Source organism: Nonomuraea glycinis (assembly GCF_035920485.1).
GTDB lineage: Bacteria > Actinomycetota > Actinomycetes > Streptosporangiales > Streptosporangiaceae > Nonomuraea > Nonomuraea glycinis.
The window spans coordinates 581,681-602,119 of sequence record NZ_CP109166.1 but is presented as its reverse complement, the minus strand read 5'-3'; the positions used below and the strand labels follow the sequence as shown (position 1 = coordinate 602,119).

Genomic DNA, 20,439 nt, shown 5'->3' with positions numbered 1-20,439 from the left:
GTTCGTGATTATCTCCGGCGGATGGGGTAGGGCATGTCGTCCGCCCCTGGACCACACCCGTGTGCGCGTACAGGGACGGCCGGACCGGAAGGAGAGGACATGCACCCTGTGCAGAAGGCCACGTCACTGGGGATCAGCGTGCTCAGCGGCGCGCTGGCGACCGCGGTGTTCAGGAGACTGTGGATGCTGTCGTCCGGTGAGGACGACGCGCCGGACGCGGAGGATATGGATCGCGGCTGGACGGAGGTCCTCGTCGCCGCGGGGGTGCAGGGTGCGATCTTCGGCGTGGTCAGGGCCGCCGTGCACCGCGCCAGCGCGCGCACCTTCCGGCACCGGGCGATCGAGAGCCGCGCCGGCGGCTGACCGACCCCTCCGGATCCGACCGCCACGTCCGACCTTCAGGCCCGACCGCCACGTTCACCGGCGCGGCTGCGAGCACGTCGTCAGATCGGCACCCGCTTCCCGGTGCGGGCGGACTCCAAGGCGGCCGTCACCATGGCCAGGCTGCGGAGGTTGTCGTGGCACTCGCCCTGCGGCAGGCCGCCCGTGCGCAGGCCGGTGACGAACTCCGCCAGCCCCTCGGCCAGCCCGGTGTAGCGGCGGCGCTCCGGGTACGGGTCCGGCTCGGGCTCGGCGGGTTTGAGCGACTCGCTCGGCGCCGCGCCGACCGTGATGGCGTCCTCGCCGTCCCACAGCGCGGTGCCCCGCGTGCCGGCGGCCCGCCAGCTTCCCGTCCACGAGGTCGGCAGGCCGTGGGCGGACCAGCTCCCGGTGAACGTGTAGCGCAGCCCGCCGGTCATCTCGAAGATCGCCATCGCCGAGCAGGCGCCGGGATACCAGGTCCACGGCGGCCGGAAGGACTCGCAGTAAACCGAGACCGGGTCGGCGCCGGAGATGGCCCTGGCCGCGTCGAACAGGTGGATCGCCATGTCCTGCAGCAGCGGATGCTCCAGAGCGGACAAGAACTCCACGCCCTTGTACGGCATGAGGAACTCCGACGCCAGCATGCCCAGCGCGCCGAGGTCGGCCACGGTCCTGCGGTAGGCGGCCAAGGCGGCCATGTAGCGGCGGTTCTGGTTGACCATGAACAGCCGCCGGGCTCGGTCCGCGGCGGCGACCATGCTCGTGGCCTCGTCGAGCGTGACGGCCATCGGCTTCTCGCTGAGCACCGACACGCCGCGCTCCAGGGCGGTGACGGTGACCTCGTGGTGGGCCTCGGGGACGGTGCAGTTGACGATGAAGTCGGGCTCCTCGGCGTCCAGCAGAGCGGTCAGCGACGCGCCGACGGGTAAGTCCGCCCGCCCCAGCGCGCCGGCCGCCGAGCGGGCGCGCTCCGGCCGTACGTCCACCCAGCCCACGAGCCGGGTGCCGGGGTGGGCGAGCAGTTCGGGGGCCCACTGGCGGCCGATGAACCCGGCCCCGACGAGTACGCCGCGCAGCGGGCGGTCGGCGACGACCGTGTCGAAGGTCATGGATCTCCTACCACTGGATGGGGGTGTGCGCGTTGTCGAGCGGCTCGCCGACCCCGCCGGCCGGGGCGGCCCACAGCACCGCGTTGGCCAGCACGCGGCGTACGTCGGGATTGTGGTAGACGGGGTAGTTCTGGTCGCCGGGGCTGAAGTAGAAGACGCTGCCCTTGCCCCGGCGGTAGCAGCAGCCGCTGCGGAACACCTCGCCGCCGCTGAAGGAGCTGATGAAGACCAGCTCGTCGGGCTGCGGGATGCCGAACGGCTCGCCGTACGTCTCCTGCTCGCCGATGATCAGGGGGTGCGGGACGCCCGCGGCGATGGGATGGCCGGGGGCCACCGTCCAGACCAGCTCCCGCTCGCCCGCGTCCCGCCAGTTGAGGCTGCAGGTGGTGCCCATCAGGGCCCGGAAGATCTTCGAGTAGTGCCCCGAGTGCAGCACCAGCAGGCCCATGCCGCCGAGCACGTGCCGGCGTACCCGCGCCACCACCTCGTCGGCCACGTCCTCGTGGCTCATGTGCCCCCACCAGGTCAGCACATCGGTGTCGGCGAGCTCCTTGTCCGACAGGCCGTGCTCGGGGTCCGCCAGCTCGGCGGTGCGCACCCGGACGCGCTCGCCGAGCTGCTCGGCCAGCCCGGCCGCGATCGCGCCGTGGATGCCGTCCGGATAGCGCCGGCGCACCTCCGGCTCGCGCGGCTCGTGGTAGTTCTCGCTCCAGACAGTGACCTTGATCGGCATCGTGCTCCCTCCTGGACGGCTCTCCTCCCGTGGAGGCTTACCCAGTCACCGCGCCCACTCCATCGGCGCGGCCGGCGCGAACGACGAGACGAGGCCGACGGGCCTGCCCGTCTCGTAGGACGCGCGGATGGCGCAGAGGATCTCCACCACGTGCGCGGCCTGCGCCCCGGTGGCTCGGTGCGGCCGCTCCTCCCGGATCGCCGCCGCGAGGTCCCGTACGGGCCGGCCCCACTCCACCCCCGCGTACGGCTCCCGCACTGGCGGTACCGGCCGCAGCTCCTCGCGGAAGGCGGACATCTCCAGGACGGAGTCGAAGTTCTGCCAGCTGTGCAGCAGCAGCGACCCGTCGTCGCCGTGGAACTCCAGCCCGTGCTGGTGGGTGTTGTGGTTGTCGACGTAGAAGTCGCAGGTCAGCCGGAGCCGCACGCCGCCGTCGAACTCCACGTCGGCCACGACGTAGTCGGGGGTGGTGAGGGTGAACGGCGTGCCGTCGAGCCGTACCCGCTGCGGTCGCACGATCGAGGCGAACGCCTGCACGCGCCGGGCCGGGCCGAGCGCGGCCGTGGTCATCGTCAGCGGGTAGACGCCCACGTCGAACAGCGGCCCCACCTCGTAGAAGCCGACCGGATCCGGATGCCAGACCTCGATCCGCCCCCAGTTCACCTCCCCGTACACGAGCCTGACCTGACCGACGGCGTTCTCGCGCAGCAGCTTCAGCGCGGTCTGCTGGGCCTCGCCGAGGAAGGTCGCGGGCGCGCCGCCGAGCCGTAACCCGCGCTTGTCCGCCAGCTCGACCAGCTCCGCCGCCTCCTCGTGCGTCAGGGCGAGCGGCTTCTCGCTGTGGACGTGCTTGCCCGCCTCCAGGCAGCGGCGGATCACCTCGTAGTGGGCGCGGTGCACCGTCAGGTTCACCACGATCTCGACGCCAGGGTCGGCCAGCAGCTCCGCCAGGGAGCCGTAGACGCGCACCCCGTGCACGGCGGCGAGCGCTCGCGCCCGCCCGGCGTCCACATCCTGTACGCCGAGCAGGTCGATCTCGGGGAAGCCGGCGAGCTGGCGGGCGTAAGCCTGGGCGATGTTGCCGCAGCCGACGATGGCCACGCCGGTGGTCTCGGAAGTCACGATGGAGATCCCTTCTCGGCGGGTCAGGCGGCCAGCCACTCGCGCAGCAGTTCTCGTGACCTCAGGACCTCCGGGACCGGATCGCGGTCCTCCGGCTCGTGCTCGATGCTGATCGTGCCCGCGTAGCCGATCCGCCGCAGCACCTCCACGCATCGCCGCACCGGGACACAGCCTTCGCCGAGGGACACCGTGTCATGCCCGCCGGGGGCGGCCACGTCCTTGATGTGCACGTGCTTGAGCCGGTCGGCGACCGCCTCGATCGCGTCGGCGGCGTCGTAGCCGTGCGTGCCGAACCAGCCGGTGTCCAGCGCCGCGCCGATCCGGCCGCCGGCCGGGTCGCCCATGGCCTCCAGATACTCCTGCGGGGTGCGCTCGGGGTGGTTCTCCACGCCGAGGACCAGGTCGTACTCCTCCAGCGCGGCCACCACCCCGGCCCGGTCGGCGGCCAGCACGGGCGCGGTGCCGCCGATGACGGGCGCGCCGACGGCGCGGGCGATCCGGCACAGGCCGCGGAAGTAGTCCAGGTCAGCCCCGGCGGACCCGGCCAGGCTGGGCACGGTGAGCTTATGCTCGGCGAGCAGCCCGGCGGCGATCCGGAGATGCTCGTCGGTGGCCCATCGCGGGTTCAGATGGGCGGTCCAGATGTCCATCGAGTCGAAGCCGAGCTCCTCGACCTCCGAGACGATCTGCCCGAACCGTTCGGCGTACCCGTCGAGCGGCGCGAACCGCTCGTTGGTGACCCGGTCGGCCTCACCCCAGCCGGCCGCGGGCATGCGATAGTCGGTCTCTCTGGTGACGTAGTTGGCGCCCATGAACGCGATCGTGTTCACACGTCTCCTCGTGAACGGCACATTTCGCAGTATTTCAGTGAAAGTACGACGTGCCACTCATGAGGTCAATGGACTGCGATAGGCGATTTTCCTGCCTGCCACGCCACTTGACGGCTGCCTTGGGCGGGCCCACGGCAGGGAGATCGCCCATTCTTTCACTGAAATTTCAGCGCATCGTGAAGATCGGTCAAGCTCCGGCGGCCCGAGTCGTCAGCTGAAGGCGATCTGGTCGGCGGCGTGGTCGAGCAGCTTCCCGGCCGTGCTGAAGCGGCGCTCGTCCTGGTCGTTCAGCAGCACGCCGACCACCAGCCTGCCGTGGCGCTCGCCGGCGAACAGCAGGCAGTAGCCGGCCGCGCGGGTGTAGCCGGTCTTGATGCCCAGCACGCCCTTCGCACGGGTCAAGAGCTTGTTGGTGTTGCGCCAGGTGTGGGCGCGGTGCACGGCGGTCTTGCGCACCACGTGCGTCCGGGTGCCGACGACGGCCGCGAACGTGGGGTCGGACATCGCCAGGTGCGCCAGCCTGGCCTGGTCGGCGGCGGTGGAGTAGCCGCCCTGCGACGGGGTGGGCATGCCGTCGGCGTTGGTGTAGCGGGTGCCGTCCAGGCCCAGTTCACGAGCGGTGGCGTTCATCTTGCGGACGAAGCCCGGCTTGCCGGGGCCGTACGTGCGGGCCAGGGCGTTGGCGGCGTCCGCGCCGGACGGCAGCATGAGGCCGTACAGCAGATCCCTGACGGTGAACCGCTCGCCCGCCTTGAGCGAGGCGGTGGCGGCGCCCCCTTTCGCGGCGTAGCGGACGTCCTCGGCGGTGATCCTGACGATGTCGCCCGGCTCGGCCTCGCGCAGCACCACGTAGGCGGTCATCACCTTCACCAGGCTGGCGATCGGGACGCGGGCCGTGGCGCGCTTGTCGTAGTGGATCGTTCCCTGGGAGTCGACCACGTAGGCCGTCCTGGCTCCCACGGCCGGGGTGTCCGCCGCGGTCGCGGGAGCGGCCGAGGAGACCCCGATGAGCAGGGCGAGAACGGCAGAGCTCATGAAACCGGCAATACGCATGCCGAACATGGTGGCATCCCGGCAAGCGGCCGGATGTCGAACATGCGGTGCGGCGAGAAAAACAACGCCCTAGGGACGGTAAAAGGAGGATAAATAGGGCAAAACGGGCATATCTAGAAGGTGTTGGACGCGTCAAGGAGCGAAAGGGAGGCCCGCGTCAAGCGGCGAAGGCCCGCGTCAACGAGGGGCTCGCGTCACGCGGCGAGGGACTCGCGCTTCCTCCTGCGCCGGACGGTGAGCATGACGATCCCCGCAACGACCACGACCGCCACGGCCCCGGCCGTGATCGGCGACCGGACGGCCAGTTGCAGCCAGCCCCACAGACCGAACCACCACAGCGGCGCCCAGGTCAGACAGCCGAGCGCGCTGGCCACGACGTACCACGGGTACGACACCCGCAACGCCCCCGCCACCCACGGCAGTGTGTGCCGCAGCATCGGCACCCAGAAGCAGCCGTAGACGGCGAACGCCCCCCACTTCTCGACGACCCGCTCGACCTTCTCGATCCGGTCCCGGCCCACCTTGAGGCCGAGGCGGGAGTCGTACATCTTCTCGCCGAGTGCGCGGCCGACCCAGTAGTAGACCTGGAACGCGCCGAACAGCGCCAGGATCAGCACGGCGCCGACCAGCCAGTAGGGCAGGCCGAGCAGGAAGGGGTCGGCCGGGGCGGGGACGGCGAGCGGGAGGTGCCGCATTCGTGCCTGCTCCTCCCAGTCGGTCTGTTAGGTCAGCCTTACCTTATTTCACCGTGCAGGCGGCCGCCATACCGGCCTGCAAGTGGTGCAACCGCGTGACAAGCCGTGCTCAACCACTCTGCCTTATCCCTATATATGAGCGAAGAGGGGTAAAGATCATGGCGAAGACCGGTAGCACGATTCTGGCCAGCGGCTCGGCGAGCGCGGCCAAGTTCTTCGTGGCGGCGCTCACCTTCACCGCAGCCTACGTCGGACTGTCGGCCTACGGCACCGCCGACTCCGCCCCCACCCCCACCCTCACGCCGACCGCGAGCCTGACGGCCCAGGAACTGCCCGTCGTCGCGACCGCGGCCCAGCGCTCGGAGCCCGCCGCCAAGGCCGGCCGGATCGCCATCGGCACCCAGACCTCCGGCCCGAACTGCCTCAAGACGTTCCTGGCCCGCAGCCTCATCGTCAACCCGGCGCCGAAGGAGACGATCTCCTACAACTGGCGGCTGGCGCGCTGGAACCCCGGTACCAACACCTGGAAGACCTACCTGGTGGACTATTCGGGCTTCGCCGGTGACGAGCACAGCGCCGAGTGGGCCTACACGATCTCCAAGAACCCCGGGTGGTACCGCGTCGAGCTCAAGGCCGAAGGCCGCAGGACCGTCAAGAGCGATCGCTTCCAGGTGAGTTGCTGACCGAGCGCCGCGCCGCCTCCACCCACCGCGGCACCCCGACCCGCTGGGCCACCTCCAGCGCCTTGTCGTAGTGGGCACGGGCGGCGTCCGGCAGATCCAGGCGTACGGCGAGGTCGCCCAGGGTCAGTGCCACCGGCCAGAGCGCCACGACCCCGGTCCCGGCGCCCGCGATGCGGTCGGCGAACGGCTTGAGCTTGTCGTAGCAGTCGACCATCCGCTCCCGGTCGTCCAGCAGCATCCCGGCCAGCGCCCGCCAGGTCATGGCGAGCTCGTACAGGAAGTCCGGCCGCACGGGCGGGCGCACGGCGGCGACCGCCTTGGCGTCGGGGACGTGACCGGCGGAGGCCAGCGCCAGCGCGTAGGCGTCGAGCGTCCACTTGGCGCCGCGCTGGTGCGCCTCGGCGAGCACGTCGACCATCTCGGCGGCCCGCCCCGACACCAGGTGCAGGCAGAACGCGGCGATCAGCGGCAGGTCCTGGCGGCCCTCCAGCATGCCCGCCCGCGCGGTCATCCTGGCGGCGTCCCGGTAGGCCCGCTCGGCGCCGGCGTAGTCGCCGGCGATCATCTGCCGCTGCCCGGAGTACCAGGCGTGCACGGCCGCCGGCGCGGGCAGGTCGTACTGTCTGGCGAGCTGGTCCGCCGCGGCCGCGTGCTCGTCGGCGACGGCGAACTCGCCGCGCGCCGCCGCGCACTCCAGCAGCACCAGATGGGCCAGCGCCTGGGTGGCGATCTGGCCGGAGCGCTGGGCCACGTCCAGCAACTCGCGGCCGATGCTCTCCCGGGTGTCGACGGCCGGGATGTCGTAGGACTGGCGCAACCGCCCGCTCAGCGCCACGGCGATGAGCACCGGGTCGCCGCTCTGCCTGGCCACCTCCAGCGCCTCCAGGGACGCCTGGCGGCCCCTTTCCGGCGAGGAGGAGCCCTCCAGCTCCAGCGCCAGCGTGGTCAGCAGGCTGGCGCGCAGCGACTGCTCCCCCTCGGGGAGCTCCATCAGCGCCTTCTCGGTGACGTCGACGATCTCCCACGCGGTGCGGGTGAAGTCGCGCGCGATGCCCTTGTGCGGCACGGCCAGCGACGCCGCCACCCGTGCGGTGAGCTCCAGGTCGCCGAGCGGCAGCGCGGCGTCCATGGCCTCGCGCCGCAGCAGCCTGGCCGCCGTCATGTCGCCGCACAGCGCCAGCGCCTTGATCCGGCGCAGCATGAGCTGCAGTCGCTGCTTGGTGCCGCCGCTGGTGCGGTCGAACGCGGCGGTGGCCTGCTCCCAGAGGGTGGCCGCCTCGCGGTGCGCGAAGCGCCGCTCGGCCTGCTCGGCCGCCAGCCCGGCGTAGTGAACGGCCTTCTCGGCGGCGTCGGCGAGGAAGTAGTGGTGCGCGAGCGCGGCCACGTCGGACGGCGCCCGCCGCTCGATCACCGCCGCCACGGCGGCGTGCAGCCGGGTACGGCGCAGCCGGGAGGCGTCGGAGTAGATGGTGTCGCGCACCAGGTCATGGTCGAACCGGAGCATCCCCGGCCCCGGCTCGGTCACCAGCCCCGCCAGCAGCGCGGCCTCGACCGCCTCCACCACCGCGTCCTCGTCGCCGGCCACGTCGACCAGCACGTCCACGTCCACGTCCCGGCCGATCACGGCGGCCTGCAGCAGGATCTGCTGCGCGCCCGCGGGCAGCCGGGAGATGCGCCGCCGCAGCACGTCGCGCACCCCTGACGGCACCCTCGACAGCACCTCGGCCGCGCTCGCCCGATCGGCCGCGCCCTCCGCGTCGAGCAGGCGTACGGTCTCGCGGACGAAGAACGGGTTGCCGCCGGTGCGCTCCACGATCGACTCGACCGCGTCCTCCTCGATCTCGCGCACGCAGGTGGCCCGGACCAGCTCGGCCACCGCCTTGGGCTCCAGCCCGGACAGGCCCACGCGCACCGGGCCGAGCCTGGCCAGGGCGGCCAGCACGTCGGCCTGGCGGTCGTCGAGCTCGCTCTCCCGGCACGTCACCACGAGCAGCACCCGGCTGGTGGCCAGCAGGCTCGGCAGCGCGCGCAGCAGCGCCAGCGTCTGGTCGTCGGCCCAGTGCAGGTCCTCCAGCGTCAGCAGGACCGGCGCCCGGCGGGCGACGCCGGCCAGGTAGCCGCCGACGGCCCGGTGCAGCCGGAACCCGCCCGACACCTCGTCGTCGTCGGGGTCCGGCGCGGCGTCGTCGAGCAGCGGCGCCAGCAGCTGGGAGTATTCGCCCGCGCCGGTGCCGGCCACGAGCGTGCGCAGGATCTCCACCCAGGCCCAGCCGGGCGGGGTGGCGCTGGAGTCGGGGCAGGCGCCGGAGGCGGCCATCCAGCCGTCGGCGGTGAGCTGCTGGCCGAGCCGGCGCAGCAGGGTGGTCTTGCCGGCGCCCGCCACCCCGGTGACGATCGCCACCTGGAACCGGCCGGTGCGGGCCGCGGTCGTGGTGAGCCTGGCCAGCTCGGTGTCACGGCCGACGAACGGCTCGGGGTCCAGCGGCGGTGGCTCGACCGGGGTGGCCGGCCTGGGCGGCCAGGTGTCGGCGGCCGGGACCTGGCGTGACGTCCGCGGTGGCGCGGCCAGCTCCAGCTCCGGCGCCTGGGAGAGGATGTCGGACTCCAGCTTGCGCAGCGCGGGGCCGGGGTCGATGCCGAGCTCGTCGGCCAGGATGGCGCGGGTCCTGCGCAGCGCGGCGAGCGCGTCGCCCTGCCTGCCGCACCGGTAGAGGCCGAGGGCGAGCAGCCGCCACCCCTCCTCGCGCAGCGGATGCTCGGTGGTGAGCGCCTCCAGGTCGGGCACGGTCTCGGCGTGCATGCCCAGGCGCAGCCCGGTGTCGGCGTGCCGCTCGCGCGCCACCAGGCGCATCTCGGCCAGTCGGTTGACCTCGGCCTCGGCCCACTGCTGGTCGGCGAAGTCGGAGTAGGGGGTGCCGCGCCACAGGCCCAGCGCCTTTTCCAGGCGGCCTCGGGCGGAGTGCGGATCACCCTCTTCGAGGTGCTCGCCCGCGGCCCTGACGAGCTGCTCGAACCGCAGCGCGTCCACCTGGTCGGCCGCCACCCGCAGCGCGTAGCCGGAGGCGACCGTCACCAGCAGCCGGTTGGGGCCGCCGCGCGGGCGGCCGGGCTCCAGCACCCGGCGCAGTCGTGAGATGTAGACCTGCAGTCCCGACTGCGCGCCCTTGGCGGTGTCATCGGCCCACAGGTCGTACAGCAACGTGTCCACGGGCACGACCTGACCCCTGGCCACGAGAAGCCGGGCGAGGACGGCGCGCTGCCGCAACCCGCCGAGGTCGAGCTCGTCGTTTTCGTACGCCTCGACTGGCCCCAGAACTCGGAACGCCACCATGTCAGCCGCCACGCTATGCGTGCTTCCGAATCACGCACAAGGCCCATGGTCGATAATCGCTGGTTAGGTTCGGGATAGTCACTGGGGGGCCTTCGAGATCGTCGATGATGGCGTTGCGGCGGCACCGCGGCCGTTGCGCCTGCGCAGGAGCGCCCACGCGCCCAGCGCGAGGCCGCCGAACGGGATCTCGACAGTGTAAGTCCAGAAGCCGAAGAGCAGTGCCGTCGCGGTCGCCGGAGCGGCCGCCATGCCGAAGGCGCTGGTGAGCAGGAAGACCACCCCGGCCTCCATGATCCCCGCGCCGCTGGGCGTGACCAGGGCGGAGGTGAGCACCCGGGACAGGGCGAAGACGGCGATCGACTGCGCCAGCCCCGGGTAGGCGCCGGTGGCGACCATGCAGGCGGCCATGATCGCCCACTGGAGTCCCAGGAAGCCCGCCATGCCCAGCGACAGCCGCCCCCACCGGGTCCTGACGATCTCGGCGGTGTCGGACCGCAGCCGGTGAAAGGCCGCCGACGGCCGCACCTTCAGCCGGACCAGCCGCATGAGGAAGTCCAGCCCGGCGCCCAGGGCGTTGGCGGCGCGGTCCCAGTAGAGAGCGGCCGCGACCAGCGCGCACAGGCCCAGGATGGAGACCGCGCCGACCCAGCCGGCGTTGGCCACCGTCCGGTCGGGCACCTGCCCCGCCATGAGCAGCCCGATGATCCCCACAGCGGGCAGGATGAACCGGAACAGTGTGTTCCAGATGCCGCTGACCAGGGTCATGACCACGATCGGCCGGTTGGCGAAGCCCCAGCCCCTGGTCATCGCGAAGGTCAGCGCCACCCCGGCCGCGCCGCCGAACGGCAGCAGGTTGCTCACCGCGCTGCCGGCGGCGTTGAGGGTGAGCGCCTGGAGGTTGTTCAGTCCAGGCAGCGAGCCGGTCAGCACGAACGTGTAGGCCAGCAGGCTCAGCAACCACAGCGCGGCCATCCCCGCGATCGTGCCCGCCCCCAGCCCGCCGAACACGGCCCCGATCTCACTCCAGGAGACGGGCTTGCCGGTGAGCGTCTGCACGATCTGCGGCAGATAGATCACGAGCAGCACGGCCAGACCCAGGGACAGGACGGACAGTGCGCCCTGCAGCCACTTGTTCTTCATCGCTTCCAGTCTGTCGGGCACGGAGCCCTTCCTGCGCGCTATTTCGGCCATCGGTCGAAAGGATGATCCAGCCGGGTGCCGGGCGGCAGGTCACGGCGGACGAACCATTCGGTGCCGAAGACCAGGCGGTAGACGGGGCCGGGGACCTTCAGCATGACGGCCAGCGTGCGGTCGCTCTCGCCGCCGCTGGCCTGGGAGACGTGCGCGGCCATGGCGGCCCGCTTCTGCCTGGCGAACCTGCGCACGTTGACCCGGTGCGTGATCGTCTCGCTCGACGAATAGGCGCTCTCGAAGGTCCGTACGTCGAACTCCGGCGGGAACCGGTAGACCCGGCCCGCCATCTTCAGCAACTTGACCAGCGGGTCGCGGTTGACCGTCGCCTCCAGGACGATCTCCGTGCCCGCGATCTGCGCCGCCCGCTTGCCGACCCGGTACACCTGCACATGGTCCGGGTGGCCGTAGCCGCCGGCCGGGTCGTAGATCGACAGCAGGTCGGCGTTCTCCTCCTCGAGGATGGCGGCCAGCGCCTGGGCGGCCTGCTCCGAGTCGGCGTCGATGAAGGCGTTGTCGGGGCGCTCGTCGGCCACGCCGCCCTGCGGGCTGAGCCCCGAGTCGCCGTAGCCGAGACACTCCACGCGGGCGCAGCCGAGCACGGCGGCCGACTCGTACAGCTCCTTCATCCGGGTCTCGCCGAGCGCCTCGCCCGGTCTCATCTCGGCCAGGCCGCGCTCGCCGGCGGTGGCCACCACCAGCACGACGCGGTGCCCCTCGGACGCGAGCATGGCCATCGTGCCCGCCGTCAGCAGGGCCTCGTCGTCGGGATGAGCGTGGAAGAACACAGCGGTACGTGGAGGCACAGGGCCAGATTAGTCTGGGAGGGGTGCGGATCTTTCACGTGAGTGACTGTTACCTGCCGAGACTCGGGGGGATCGAGGTGCAGGTGGCCGATCTCGTCCGGATGCAGCGCGAGTCCGGTCACGAGGTCGAGGTGGCCACCGCCACCCGGGGGGAGCCGCTGCCCGGCGTGCATCGGATCGTCGCGCGGATGCCCTTCGACCTGCCCGTGCACCCCGCCGGAGTGAGCCATCTCACGCGGCGGCTGGCGCTGTCGCGGCCCGAGGTGGTGCACGTGCACATGGGGGCGGTCTCGCCGTTCGCCTGGATGGGGGTGCGCGCCGCCGTGCGCGCCGGGCTGCCGTGCGTGGTCACCGTGCACAGCATGTGGGATCCGCTCACCCGCGCCCTCTACCGGCTGCTCAGACTCGGGTACGGCTGGCAGCGGTGGTCCTTGGTGGCCACCACGGTCAGCAACGCCGCGGCCGTCCCCATCCGCTCGATCGCCGGCCCCCGGGTGCCGGTCCACGTGGTCTCCAACGGCCTCGACCTGTCCGGCTGGCGCCACACCCCCACCGAACCCCTGACCAGGCCCTCTGCCCAAACCTCTGACGAGGCCCCTGCCGTTACGGCCGGGACCCCGGCCAGGCCCTCCGCCGACGCCCTCGACGCGGGCCCGGTCAGGCCGCCGGTCGACGGTGTGCACCTGGTGGCGGTGGGGCGTCTGGCGCCACGCAAGCAGCCCGTGCGCCTGCTCAAGCTGCTGGCCTCGGTGCGCTCCCGGGTTCCGGCGGCCGTCCCGCTGCGGGCCACCGTGGTGGGCGACGGGCCGGCCCGCGGCTCCATGGAGCGCTATCTGGCCAGGCACGGCATGACCGACTGGGTCTCGCTGCCCGGCCGCTACACCCGCGAGCAGATCGCCAAGGTCCTGGAGTCGGCCGACGTCTTCGTGGCGCCCGCGCCGCGCGAGTCGTTCGGCATCGCGGCCCTGGAGGCCCGCGCGGCCGGGCTGCCGGTGGTCGCGCGGGCGCAGAGCGGCGTCGCGGACTTCGTCGCGCACGGCACCGAGGGCCTGCTCGGCCGCGACCTCGACGCGCTGGCCGAGGCGGTGGCCAGGCTCTGCGTGGACACCGGCCTGCGGGCGCGCATCACCGCGCACAACCGCGCCACGACACCGTCCGCGGGCGCGTGGCCGACGGTCCTGGCAGGCTTCGACCGGGCTTACGCCCAAGCCGCCGGCGGAACCGCGTAGAGATCCCGGATGTGCGGGCACGCGGGCTGAGGTCAGGAGCGGTGGAGGACCACGTAGCCGTCGCGTTCGAAGACCTTGGCGTACCCCTCCGACAGCAGCCGGTCCACCTGGGCGAATTGCTCCTCCGGCCCGCCGAAGGGGAACTCCCAGCGGGAGGTGTCGGCCACCACCCAGTCGGCGCCGTTCGGGCGGCCGGTCCACAGCAGGACGGTGGTGCGGCCCGTCAGCGCGGGGCCGAGGGAGTTCGCCGCCTCGACCGTCACCCCCGAGGGGATCTTGGCGACGGCCGCGGCGGCGGCGGCCGTCTTGACCGGGTCTCCCCGGTAGAAGTCGCGATGGTAAAGCTGGTCCAGGCCGAAGCGGGGGACCAGGGTCAGGGCGACGGCGGCGACCGCCACCGCCCAGGTCAGCCTGAGGGAGCGGTCCTCACCCCGGCCGAGCCGGCGCAGCAGCCTGGCCAGTCCGTCCACACCCGCGCAGAACAGGACCACCACGATGAACGCGTTGTAGTGGAAGTCCGACTGCCACCACAGGTGCCGGTCCGACAGCATGCGCTCCAGCACGAGCGGCAGCGCCACCAGCGTCAGCGGCGACAGCAGGCAGAGCAGCAGCGTGGGCCAGGCCAGCAGGAACAGTGTGTCGACCTTCGCCTCGTCGCTGAACGGCAGCAGCAGCGTGGCCAGGGGGTCGCGCGCCATCCCGAGCAGCGCGCCCGGCAGGTCGGCGCCGAGATGGCCGTAAGCCCAGAAGTCCTTGGGGTCGCCGCCCAGCATGGGGATGATCGCGCCGCGCGCCGCCATGAGCCCGCCCAGGCCCACCAGGGCGCAGCACACGCCGCGCAGGCGATCGCCGATCCAGAACAGGTAGCCGCCGAAGCCGATCACCATGAGCCCCATGTCCTCCTTGACCAGCAGGAGGGCGAACATGGCGAGGAAGGCAGGCAGTGTCCTGCCCGCCTGGTAGCGCTCGATCATGATCGCGGAGAGCAGCGGCACGAACATGGCCTCGTGCGCGTCGAACGAGGCCGCCTGCGCGAGTGGCCCCGACAGCGCGAACGCCACCGCGACCAAGTAGGCGGGGGCGGTCCCGAGCACCCGCCGGGTGTACAGCCAGACGAACGGGACGGCCGCCGCGAGCAGCAGCGCCTGCGCGACGATCAGCGACTCCGGCCCGTCATGCACCCAGTAGAACGGCGCCAGCAGGGCGTAGACGGGCGAGAAGTGGTCGGCCAGTTGAAGATAGTCCAGCCCCCGGTCGTGCCACGCCCCCATGACGGGCACGTACGGAGGCCGGAAGGCGGCGTAGTTGCGTACCGCCTGATCCACGATGACCAGGTCGAAGGTGGAGGCCCGGTAGGTGGCCAGCTTGACGAGGCCGATCGCCGCGTAGGCGGCGGCCGCGACCAGGCAGATGAGTCCGACGCGCGGGCGATGTCCGCTGAGCACGGCCGGTCGGCCGGCGGGGGCGGCGCCAGGCACCCCGGATGGCGCCGCCGGCGCGTCCCGCTTCACGTGCAGCCACACTACCGATTTCACATCAAAGCCGCCCCGGCTCGCCGCATCGTCCTGCCCCCCGCAGGCGGAGCGGCCGCCGGGCCCTCGTCAGGAGCAGGCGCTCGTGATCTTGCTCTGGAAGCCCTGGAGCTTCGTGGTGAAGGTGCTGACGTTGGACATGTCACCCTTCATGCTCTCGAAGCCGGCGGCGAGGTCGTTCAGCGCGGCGGCGATCTCACCGTCGTGCTTGCTCGCGAGATCCTTGCTCTTCGTGGCCGCGTCCTGCGAGGCCTTCTCGATGGCCGCCGGGTCGGTCGCGCTCTTGGTGACCGCGCTGGACCAGTCGGTGGTGATCTTGCTGGCCTCTTGAGCCGCGGCGTTGCAGTCCACCGCGGTTCCGATGGCGCCACAGGCGGCGGTCATTGCGGCGAGGGTAAGCGTCGCGAACGCGATGGCGATGCGACGGCGAGGGGGAGTCATTTCCGTGCCCTTCGTTGATGGGAGACGAGGGAGACGGTAGGGCCGCGTTCTTGACTGCCGCTTGCACCCCACTAACACCAACCGCATCAAGTCCGCGTAAAAGGACGAGGCCTCTTGACAGCCTCCTGGGCCGAGCTAACTATGTCGCATATAGAGCAACTCGGTGCGTATTACGCAACAAGGAGTGTCCCTTGGACAGCACTTCGAGTTTGATCTCCACCATGCCCGGACGCTCCTACACCGACCCGACAGTGTTCGCCGAGGAGCAAGCGAAGATCTTCGAAGCGCTGTGGTTCTGCGCGGTCCGATCGGACCAGCTCAGCAAGCCCGGGGCCTTCAAGACGGTCCAGGTGGGCAGGGAGAACGTGATCGTCGTCCGGGGCCGGGACGGAGCCTTACGGGCCTTCCTCAACGTCTGCAGGCACCGCGGCGCGCGCCTGTGCGTGGAGGAGGACGGCGAGGTCAAGCGGACCATCAGGTGCGCCTACCACGCGTGGTCCTACGACCTGGACGGCACGCTCGTGGCCGCCCCGAACCTGGTCAAGATGCCCGACATCGACCGCGTCGAGTACGGCCTGATCCCCGTGAGCCTGCGCGAGTGGCTGGGGTACGCCTGGGTCTGCCTGGCCGACGAGCCGCCCTCGTTCGAGGAGACGGTGATGCACGCGGCCGTCGAACGGCTGGGCGACCTGGCCGCGATCGAGCACTACCACGTGGACGACCTGGCCCTCGGGCGGCGCATCCGCTACGACGTGCGGGCCAACTGGAAGCTCATCGTCGAGAACTTCATGGAGTGCTACCACTGCGCCACCATCCACCCCGAGCTGACCGCGGTGCTGCCGGAGTTCGCCGGAGGTTACGCCGCGCAGTACTACGTGGGCCACGGGGCGGAGTTCGCCCAGCGGGTCGAGGGGTTCACGGTGGACGGCAGCCCCGGCTTCGGCAAGCTGCCCGACGTGTCGGAGGAGCAGGACCGGCGCTATTACGCGATCACCGTCAAGCCGCAGGTCTTCGTCAACCTGGTCCCCGACCATGTGATCATGCACCGGATGTATCCGCTGGCCGTCGACCGCACGATCGTGGAGTGCGACTGGCTCTACCACCCCGACGTGGTGGCGTCGGGGGCCGACCTGTCGCTGTCGGTCGAGCTGTTCCACCGGGTCAACGAGCAGGACTTCGACGCCTGCGAACGGACCCAGCCCGGCATGTCGTCACGCGCGTACGGCAAGGGCGGCGTGCTGGTGCCCAGTGAGCACCACATCTCCGCCTTTCACGACTGGGTGAACCAGCGCTTGCGCGGATAGCGGACCGCGAGCTGGCCGTACTTGCTCCCGCCCGTCACCACCACGTGCAGGGCGCCGGGCCGGGGGCGGCCGGCCACGGTGGAGGAGGCCGAGCCGTAGGTGGTGCGGAAGCCGTCGACGTTCGCGGTGGCGCCCTCCGGCAGCACGATCTTGGCGGAGCCGTACTTGAGCTCCAGCTCGATCTCGACGACCGGATGTAGGACGACTGCCTCGGTGAAGTCGAGGTGGGCGCCGCCGTGCTTGGTGACGATCCGCAGGCGGCGGGGGACGGCCCAGTCGCCCGTGCGCTTCACGTGGTCGTGCACGGTCTCCAGCAGGACGGCTTCCTCCTCCGCCGATGGCGTTGCGGCGGGGAGGTCCTCGACCAGCTTGGTGAGATCGGCGCCGACCTTCGCGGTCAGCGCCCGTCCCAGACGGTCCTCAAGCTCGAGGTGGTCCAGCCGGCCTTCGGTGAAGGCCTGCTGGAGCCGCTGGGTGATGCGCTCTCGATCCGCGTCCGAGACGCGGATCTGCATGTCCGACATACATCGAGCATAGGTAAAGGGGTCTCAAAACGGGAGCAACTTACCGGTGGGCGTACGCAGATCGAGGGGGAGCGGCCGACGGGGAGGCCGAGGGCGCTGGACGACCTGTTGAGTCTTCACGATTGAATAGGTACCCAACAGTGTGCCTTGAACTCCTCAAGGACGGGTAGCGTGGTAAGCGATGTTGGCGGACCTGTTCACGCACCCGGCACTCTTCTACAGAGGCGATCGGGAATATGTGGCTGCCACCACCGACTTCGTCCGCGAGGGCCTCGCGGCCGGCGAGCCCGTGGCCGTGGCGGTTCCCGGGCGAAACCTCGCGCTGATCGAGAAGGAGCTCGGCTCCCAGGCGGAGCGGGTCCTGCTGCTCGACATGACCGAGGCCGGTCGCAACCCGGGGCGGATCATTCCCGGCGTGCTCAGGGAGTTCGCCGACCGCCATCCCGACGAGCATGTGCGGATCATCGGCGAGCCGATCTGGCCGGGCCGCACCGAGGCCGAATACCCCGCGTGCGCGCAGCACGAGGCGCTGATCAACTACGCCTTCACCGGCCGGCACGTCACCATCCTGTGCCCGTACGACCTGGAGGGGCTCGATCCCGAGGTCATTCACGAGGCCGCGATCACGCACCCCGTGCTGCGCGACGGGTCCGGCGAGCGGGTCAGTGACCACTACGCCCCGCAGCGGGTCGTCGACGAGCACAACGGGCCGCTCGGCGAGCCCGCCGACTGCGCGGCGCTCCATTTCGACAGCACCAATCTCGCCGACGTCCGCACGCTGGCCGCCGACCGCGCCACCGAGCTGGGCTTCGGGTCCGTCCGGGTCGACGACGTCCGCCTGGTGGTCGCCGAGCTGGGCGCCAACAGCCTCGACCACGGTGGCGGCTCCGGTCAGATCAGGATCTGGACCGAGGACGACAGGCTGGTCTGCGAGGTGAGCGACTCGGGCCACATCACCGACCCGCTGGCCGGGCGCAACCCGGTCGATCCGCGGGTGGCCGGCTCGCGCGGGCTGCTCATCGTCAACCTGCTCAGCGACCTGGTCCGGGTGCACACCCAGGCCGGCGCCACGGTCATCCGCACCTACTTCGACGTCCCCACGCGCTGACCCGGCGGGCCTGCGAGGTCAGGTTTCGATGGGCGACATGTCTGGATAGCGTCCGCCGCGGGCCGCGCCCGCAGGGACGGCTCGCTCCAGTGCGGCGAGCTGCTCGCCGGTCAGCGTGATCGACGCCGCCGCGGCGTTCTCCTCCAGATACCTCAGCCGCTTGGTGCCCGGGATCGGCACGATGTCGTCGCCCTGCGCCAGCACCCAGGCCAGGGCCAGCTGCGCCGCGGTCACCCCGGCCTCCCTGGCGATCTCCTGGACCCGCGCCACCAGAGCCGCGTTGTGCGCGGCGTTCTCGCCCTGGTTGCGAGGCAGATGCTTGCGGAAGTCGTCATCGGGCATCTCGTCGGCCGGCGGCAGGGCGCTTGACAGAAAGCCGCGGCTGATCGGCGAGTAGGCCACCAGCGCGACGCCCAGCTCCCGGGCCGCCGGCAGGATCCGCGCCTCCAGATCCCTGGTGAACAGCGAATACTCGCTCTGCAGAGCCGCGATCGGGTGGACGGAGACGGCCTCGCGCAGGGTGTTCTCGTTCACCTCCGACAGCCCCAGATGTCTGACCTTGCCGGCGGTCACCAGCTCGCTCATCGCGCCGACCGACTCCGCCACCGGCACGCCGGCGTCGCGGCGGTGCATGTAGTAGAGGTCGATGTGGTCGACGCCGAGCCGCTGGAGCGAGGCGTCGCAGGCGGCCCTGATGTACTCGGGGGTGTTGTCGACCGTGCGGACGCCGCCGTCGCGCCTGATGCCGAACTTGGTGGCGAGCACCACCTGGTCGCGACGGTCCTCGATGGCCCGGCCGACAAGCCGCTCGTTGTGCCCGTTGCCGTACATGTCGGCGGTGTCGAGGAAGTCGATGCCGAGGTCGAGGGCGCGGTGGATGACCGCGATGGACTCCTTCTCGTCGCCCTGGCCGTAGAACTCGGACATGCCCATGCAACCGAGACCGAGAGCCGACACCCGCGGTCCGCCGTTGCCCAAAGTGCGCCTGCGCATTACAGCCTCCTTCTGTGCCAAGCCTCGGTGCTGGAGCGCGCTCCATGTCAAAGCCCTACCCTCCCTGAGGGGGCCTTCCCCACCGTCGACGGTGTTCACGCAGGTCAGACAGGTGCCTTAAGGGGTCGTACGACCGAAGTACTAGGGGATCTGCCAGGGCTCGCTGGGGCTCATCTCCGATACTCGGAAAGCCCTTGCTCCACGACCTTTGAGGCATGAAGGCTTTGTTGGTCAGTGGATTCACCGCCATCGGCACCGGAACCGGCGCCATGCTCACCCTGCACGCGGAAGCGGGTCTCGACCCGCTGCACTCGGTGATCAGCGAGTACGCGTTCCAGGCGGCGGGCTGGTTGCTCCCCACGTCGCTGACGCTGTTCGCGCTCGGTTCCGCGTTGATCGCCGAGGCGCTGCGCCGGGCCGGGGCCGATCGCTGGGTGGTGGCGCTGCTGCTGACATGGGGGGTGAGCATGCTCCTGATCGGCGCCTTCCCCACCGACGCCCCCGGCCTGCCGCTGTCGCTGTCGGGGGGCATCCACCGTTACGCCGCCTTCGTCGCCTTCCTGGTGATGCCGCTCGCTGGGTTCCTGCTGGCCAGGGCACGCATCCGCTACGCCAGATGCGTGCGGATGCTCAGCGTGCTCGCACTGGGCGCGCTGCTGCTGGTCGTGATCCCGTACGTGGTGCGGATGTTCGGCATTCCGCTGTCCAACGATGACATCCCCGCCGGGCTGATCCAGCGCACCGTGGTCGTCACCGAGCTCGGCGTGCTGGCCCTGGCCGGGCTGGCGCTGCTCCGGCCGCTGACCCGGAGGTCGCGGGGCGGCATCTCGCCCGTCCTGGCCTGACCCAGGCGTGAACGGCCGCCGCTCGGTTAGAGGGAATGCCTGACCACGACATGGAGGTTAGCCGGATATGACTATCTTGATCGCTTATGACGGTTCGGACGATGCCAAGGCCGCGATCGCGTTCGCGGGCACGTTGTTCCAAGGGCAGTCGGCGGTGGTGCTGACGGTGTGGGAGCGGCTGGCGTTGACCACCGCCAGGGCGTCGGCCGGGCTGATCATGGCGCTCGACAACTCCGCCGCCGAGGACGAGGCGGTGGGCAAGGCCATGACCGAGCTGGCCCAGGCGGGAGCCGACCTCGCGGCGCAGGCCGGACTGGACGCGACACCCCGTTGTGAGCCGGACTCCGTCGCCGTGTGGGCCACGATCGTGGACGTGGCCAACGAACTCGACGCCACCTTGATCGTGACCGGCTCCCGTGGCATGGGCGGCATCAAGTCGCTGCTCCTCGGCAGCACCTCCGACCGCGTGCTCCACCACGCACGCCGGCCCGTGCTCGTGGTGCCGGGCGCGGAATCCGCGCCGTAGAAGGTACGATCCGTCGGCGCC

At 71.1% G+C, this 20,439-nt stretch carries 20 protein-coding genes; 7 read left to right on the top strand and 13 right to left on the bottom strand.

The window, feature by feature from the left end; all coding sequences use genetic code 11:
* Nucleotides 1-99: 99 nt before the first annotated feature.
* On the top strand, nucleotides 100-363 hold the full coding sequence (locus tag OHA68_RS02700; protein ID WP_327106209.1) for a DUF4235 domain-containing protein: 264 nt from the start codon (nucleotides 100-102) through the stop codon (nucleotides 361-363).
* An 80-nt stretch (nucleotides 364-443) separates the two neighbouring features.
* Here the strand turns inward: OHA68_RS02700 and OHA68_RS02695 are convergent, their stop codons facing one another.
* The 6 genes from OHA68_RS02695 to OHA68_RS02670 form a co-directional block, all read right to left on the bottom strand.
* A complete protein-coding gene (locus tag OHA68_RS02695) occupies nucleotides 444-1,472 on the bottom strand; it encodes a Gfo/Idh/MocA family protein (RefSeq protein ID WP_327106208.1) in 1,029 nt (342 codons plus the stop codon).
* A 7-nt stretch (nucleotides 1,473-1,479) separates the two neighbouring features.
* The gene (locus tag OHA68_RS02690) at nucleotides 1,480-2,205 is read right to left on the bottom strand and encodes a ThuA domain-containing protein (RefSeq protein WP_327106207.1); all 726 of its coding nucleotides are present in this window, start codon (nucleotides 2,203-2,205) and stop codon (nucleotides 1,480-1,482) included.
* Between the two features lie 45 nt (nucleotides 2,206-2,250).
* Nucleotides 2,251-3,327 (bottom strand): Gfo/Idh/MocA family protein, encoded by a 1,077-nt coding sequence (locus tag OHA68_RS02685; protein WP_327106206.1) that lies wholly within the window; start codon nucleotides 3,325-3,327, stop codon nucleotides 2,251-2,253.
* A gap of 23 nt (nucleotides 3,328-3,350) precedes the next feature.
* Complete coding sequence (locus OHA68_RS02680; protein WP_327106205.1) at nucleotides 3,351-4,157, bottom strand: sugar phosphate isomerase/epimerase family protein; 807 nt, start codon at nucleotides 4,155-4,157, stop codon at nucleotides 3,351-3,353.
* A 210-nt stretch (nucleotides 4,158-4,367) separates the two neighbouring features.
* On the bottom strand, nucleotides 4,368-5,192 hold the full coding sequence (locus OHA68_RS02675) for a D-alanyl-D-alanine carboxypeptidase family protein (RefSeq protein WP_327106204.1): 825 nt from the start codon (nucleotides 5,190-5,192) through the stop codon (nucleotides 4,368-4,370).
* A 212-nt stretch (nucleotides 5,193-5,404) separates the two neighbouring features.
* Nucleotides 5,405-5,905 (bottom strand): DedA family protein, encoded by a 501-nt coding sequence (locus OHA68_RS02670; RefSeq protein ID WP_327106203.1) that lies wholly within the window; start codon nucleotides 5,903-5,905, stop codon nucleotides 5,405-5,407.
* 158 nt (nucleotides 5,906-6,063) lie between these two features.
* On the opposite strand from OHA68_RS02670, the gene OHA68_RS02665 reads away from it, so the two are divergent.
* Complete coding sequence (locus OHA68_RS02665; RefSeq protein ID WP_327106202.1) at nucleotides 6,064-6,588, top strand: hypothetical protein; 525 nt, start codon at nucleotides 6,064-6,066, stop codon at nucleotides 6,586-6,588.
* On the opposite strand, the gene OHA68_RS02660 is transcribed toward OHA68_RS02665, so the two are convergent.
* From OHA68_RS02660 to OHA68_RS02650, 3 genes are all read right to left on the bottom strand, one after another.
* A complete protein-coding gene (locus OHA68_RS02660; RefSeq protein WP_189136781.1) occupies nucleotides 6,557-9,919 on the bottom strand; it encodes a BTAD domain-containing putative transcriptional regulator in 3,363 nt (1,120 codons plus the stop codon). The genes OHA68_RS02665 and OHA68_RS02660 overlap by 32 nt on opposite strands.
* 78 nt (nucleotides 9,920-9,997) lie before the next feature.
* Nucleotides 9,998-11,059, bottom strand: coding sequence for a lysylphosphatidylglycerol synthase domain-containing protein (locus tag OHA68_RS02655; protein ID WP_327106201.1), 1,062 nt, complete (start codon nucleotides 11,057-11,059; stop codon nucleotides 9,998-10,000).
* Between the two features lie 38 nt (nucleotides 11,060-11,097).
* Nucleotides 11,098-11,916: a PIG-L deacetylase family protein gene (locus OHA68_RS02650; RefSeq protein ID WP_327106200.1), complete on the bottom strand. Its 819-nt coding sequence runs from the start codon at nucleotides 11,914-11,916 to the stop codon at nucleotides 11,098-11,100.
* A 38-nt stretch (nucleotides 11,917-11,954) separates the two neighbouring features.
* On the opposite strand from OHA68_RS02650, the gene OHA68_RS02645 reads away from it, so the two are divergent.
* The gene (locus OHA68_RS02645; RefSeq protein WP_327106199.1) at nucleotides 11,955-13,145 is read left to right on the top strand and encodes a glycosyltransferase family 4 protein; all 1,191 of its coding nucleotides are present in this window, start codon (nucleotides 11,955-11,957) and stop codon (nucleotides 13,143-13,145) included.
* Between the two features lie 32 nt (nucleotides 13,146-13,177).
* On the opposite strand, the gene OHA68_RS02640 is transcribed toward OHA68_RS02645, so the two are convergent.
* Together OHA68_RS02640 and OHA68_RS02635 are read right to left on the bottom strand one after the other, a co-directional pair.
* Entirely contained in the window at nucleotides 13,178-14,656 is a 1,479-nt protein-coding gene (locus OHA68_RS02640) for a DUF2079 domain-containing protein (RefSeq protein ID WP_327106198.1), read from the bottom strand.
* 90 nt (nucleotides 14,657-14,746) lie between these two features.
* Entirely contained in the window at nucleotides 14,747-15,061 is a 315-nt protein-coding gene (locus OHA68_RS02635) for a hypothetical protein (protein ID WP_327106197.1), read from the bottom strand.
* A 278-nt stretch (nucleotides 15,062-15,339) separates the two neighbouring features.
* On the opposite strand from OHA68_RS02635, the gene OHA68_RS02630 reads away from it, so the two are divergent.
* On the top strand, nucleotides 15,340-16,422 hold the full coding sequence (locus OHA68_RS02630; RefSeq protein ID WP_225276889.1) for an aromatic ring-hydroxylating oxygenase subunit alpha: 1,083 nt from the start codon (nucleotides 15,340-15,342) through the stop codon (nucleotides 16,420-16,422).
* Here OHA68_RS02630 and OHA68_RS02625 read toward each other — a convergent pair.
* The gene (locus tag OHA68_RS02625) at nucleotides 16,389-16,946 is read right to left on the bottom strand and encodes a DUF1707 SHOCT-like domain-containing protein (protein ID WP_327106196.1); all 558 of its coding nucleotides are present in this window, start codon (nucleotides 16,944-16,946) and stop codon (nucleotides 16,389-16,391) included. The genes OHA68_RS02630 and OHA68_RS02625 overlap by 34 nt on opposite strands.
* A 181-nt stretch (nucleotides 16,947-17,127) precedes the next feature.
* On the opposite strand from OHA68_RS02625, the gene OHA68_RS02620 reads away from it, so the two are divergent.
* Entirely contained in the window at nucleotides 17,128-18,054 is a 927-nt protein-coding gene (locus tag OHA68_RS02620; RefSeq protein WP_327106195.1) for an anti-sigma factor RsbA family regulatory protein, read from the top strand.
* An 18-nt stretch (nucleotides 18,055-18,072) separates the two neighbouring features.
* Here the strand turns inward: OHA68_RS02620 and OHA68_RS02615 are convergent, their stop codons facing one another.
* Nucleotides 18,073-19,047, bottom strand: a complete 975-nt coding sequence (locus tag OHA68_RS02615; RefSeq protein ID WP_327106194.1) for an aldo/keto reductase — start codon at nucleotides 19,045-19,047, stop codon at nucleotides 18,073-18,075.
* Between the two features lie 215 nt (nucleotides 19,048-19,262).
* Between OHA68_RS02615 and OHA68_RS02610 the strand changes: the two genes are divergently transcribed.
* Together OHA68_RS02610 and OHA68_RS02605 are read left to right on the top strand one after the other, a co-directional pair.
* A complete protein-coding gene (locus tag OHA68_RS02610) occupies nucleotides 19,263-19,892 on the top strand; it encodes a DUF998 domain-containing protein (protein WP_189136788.1) in 630 nt (209 codons plus the stop codon).
* A 67-nt stretch (nucleotides 19,893-19,959) separates the two neighbouring features.
* Nucleotides 19,960-20,418, top strand: coding sequence for a universal stress protein (locus tag OHA68_RS02605; RefSeq protein WP_327106193.1), 459 nt, complete (start codon nucleotides 19,960-19,962; stop codon nucleotides 20,416-20,418).
* Nucleotides 20,419-20,439: the final 21 nt, after the last annotated feature.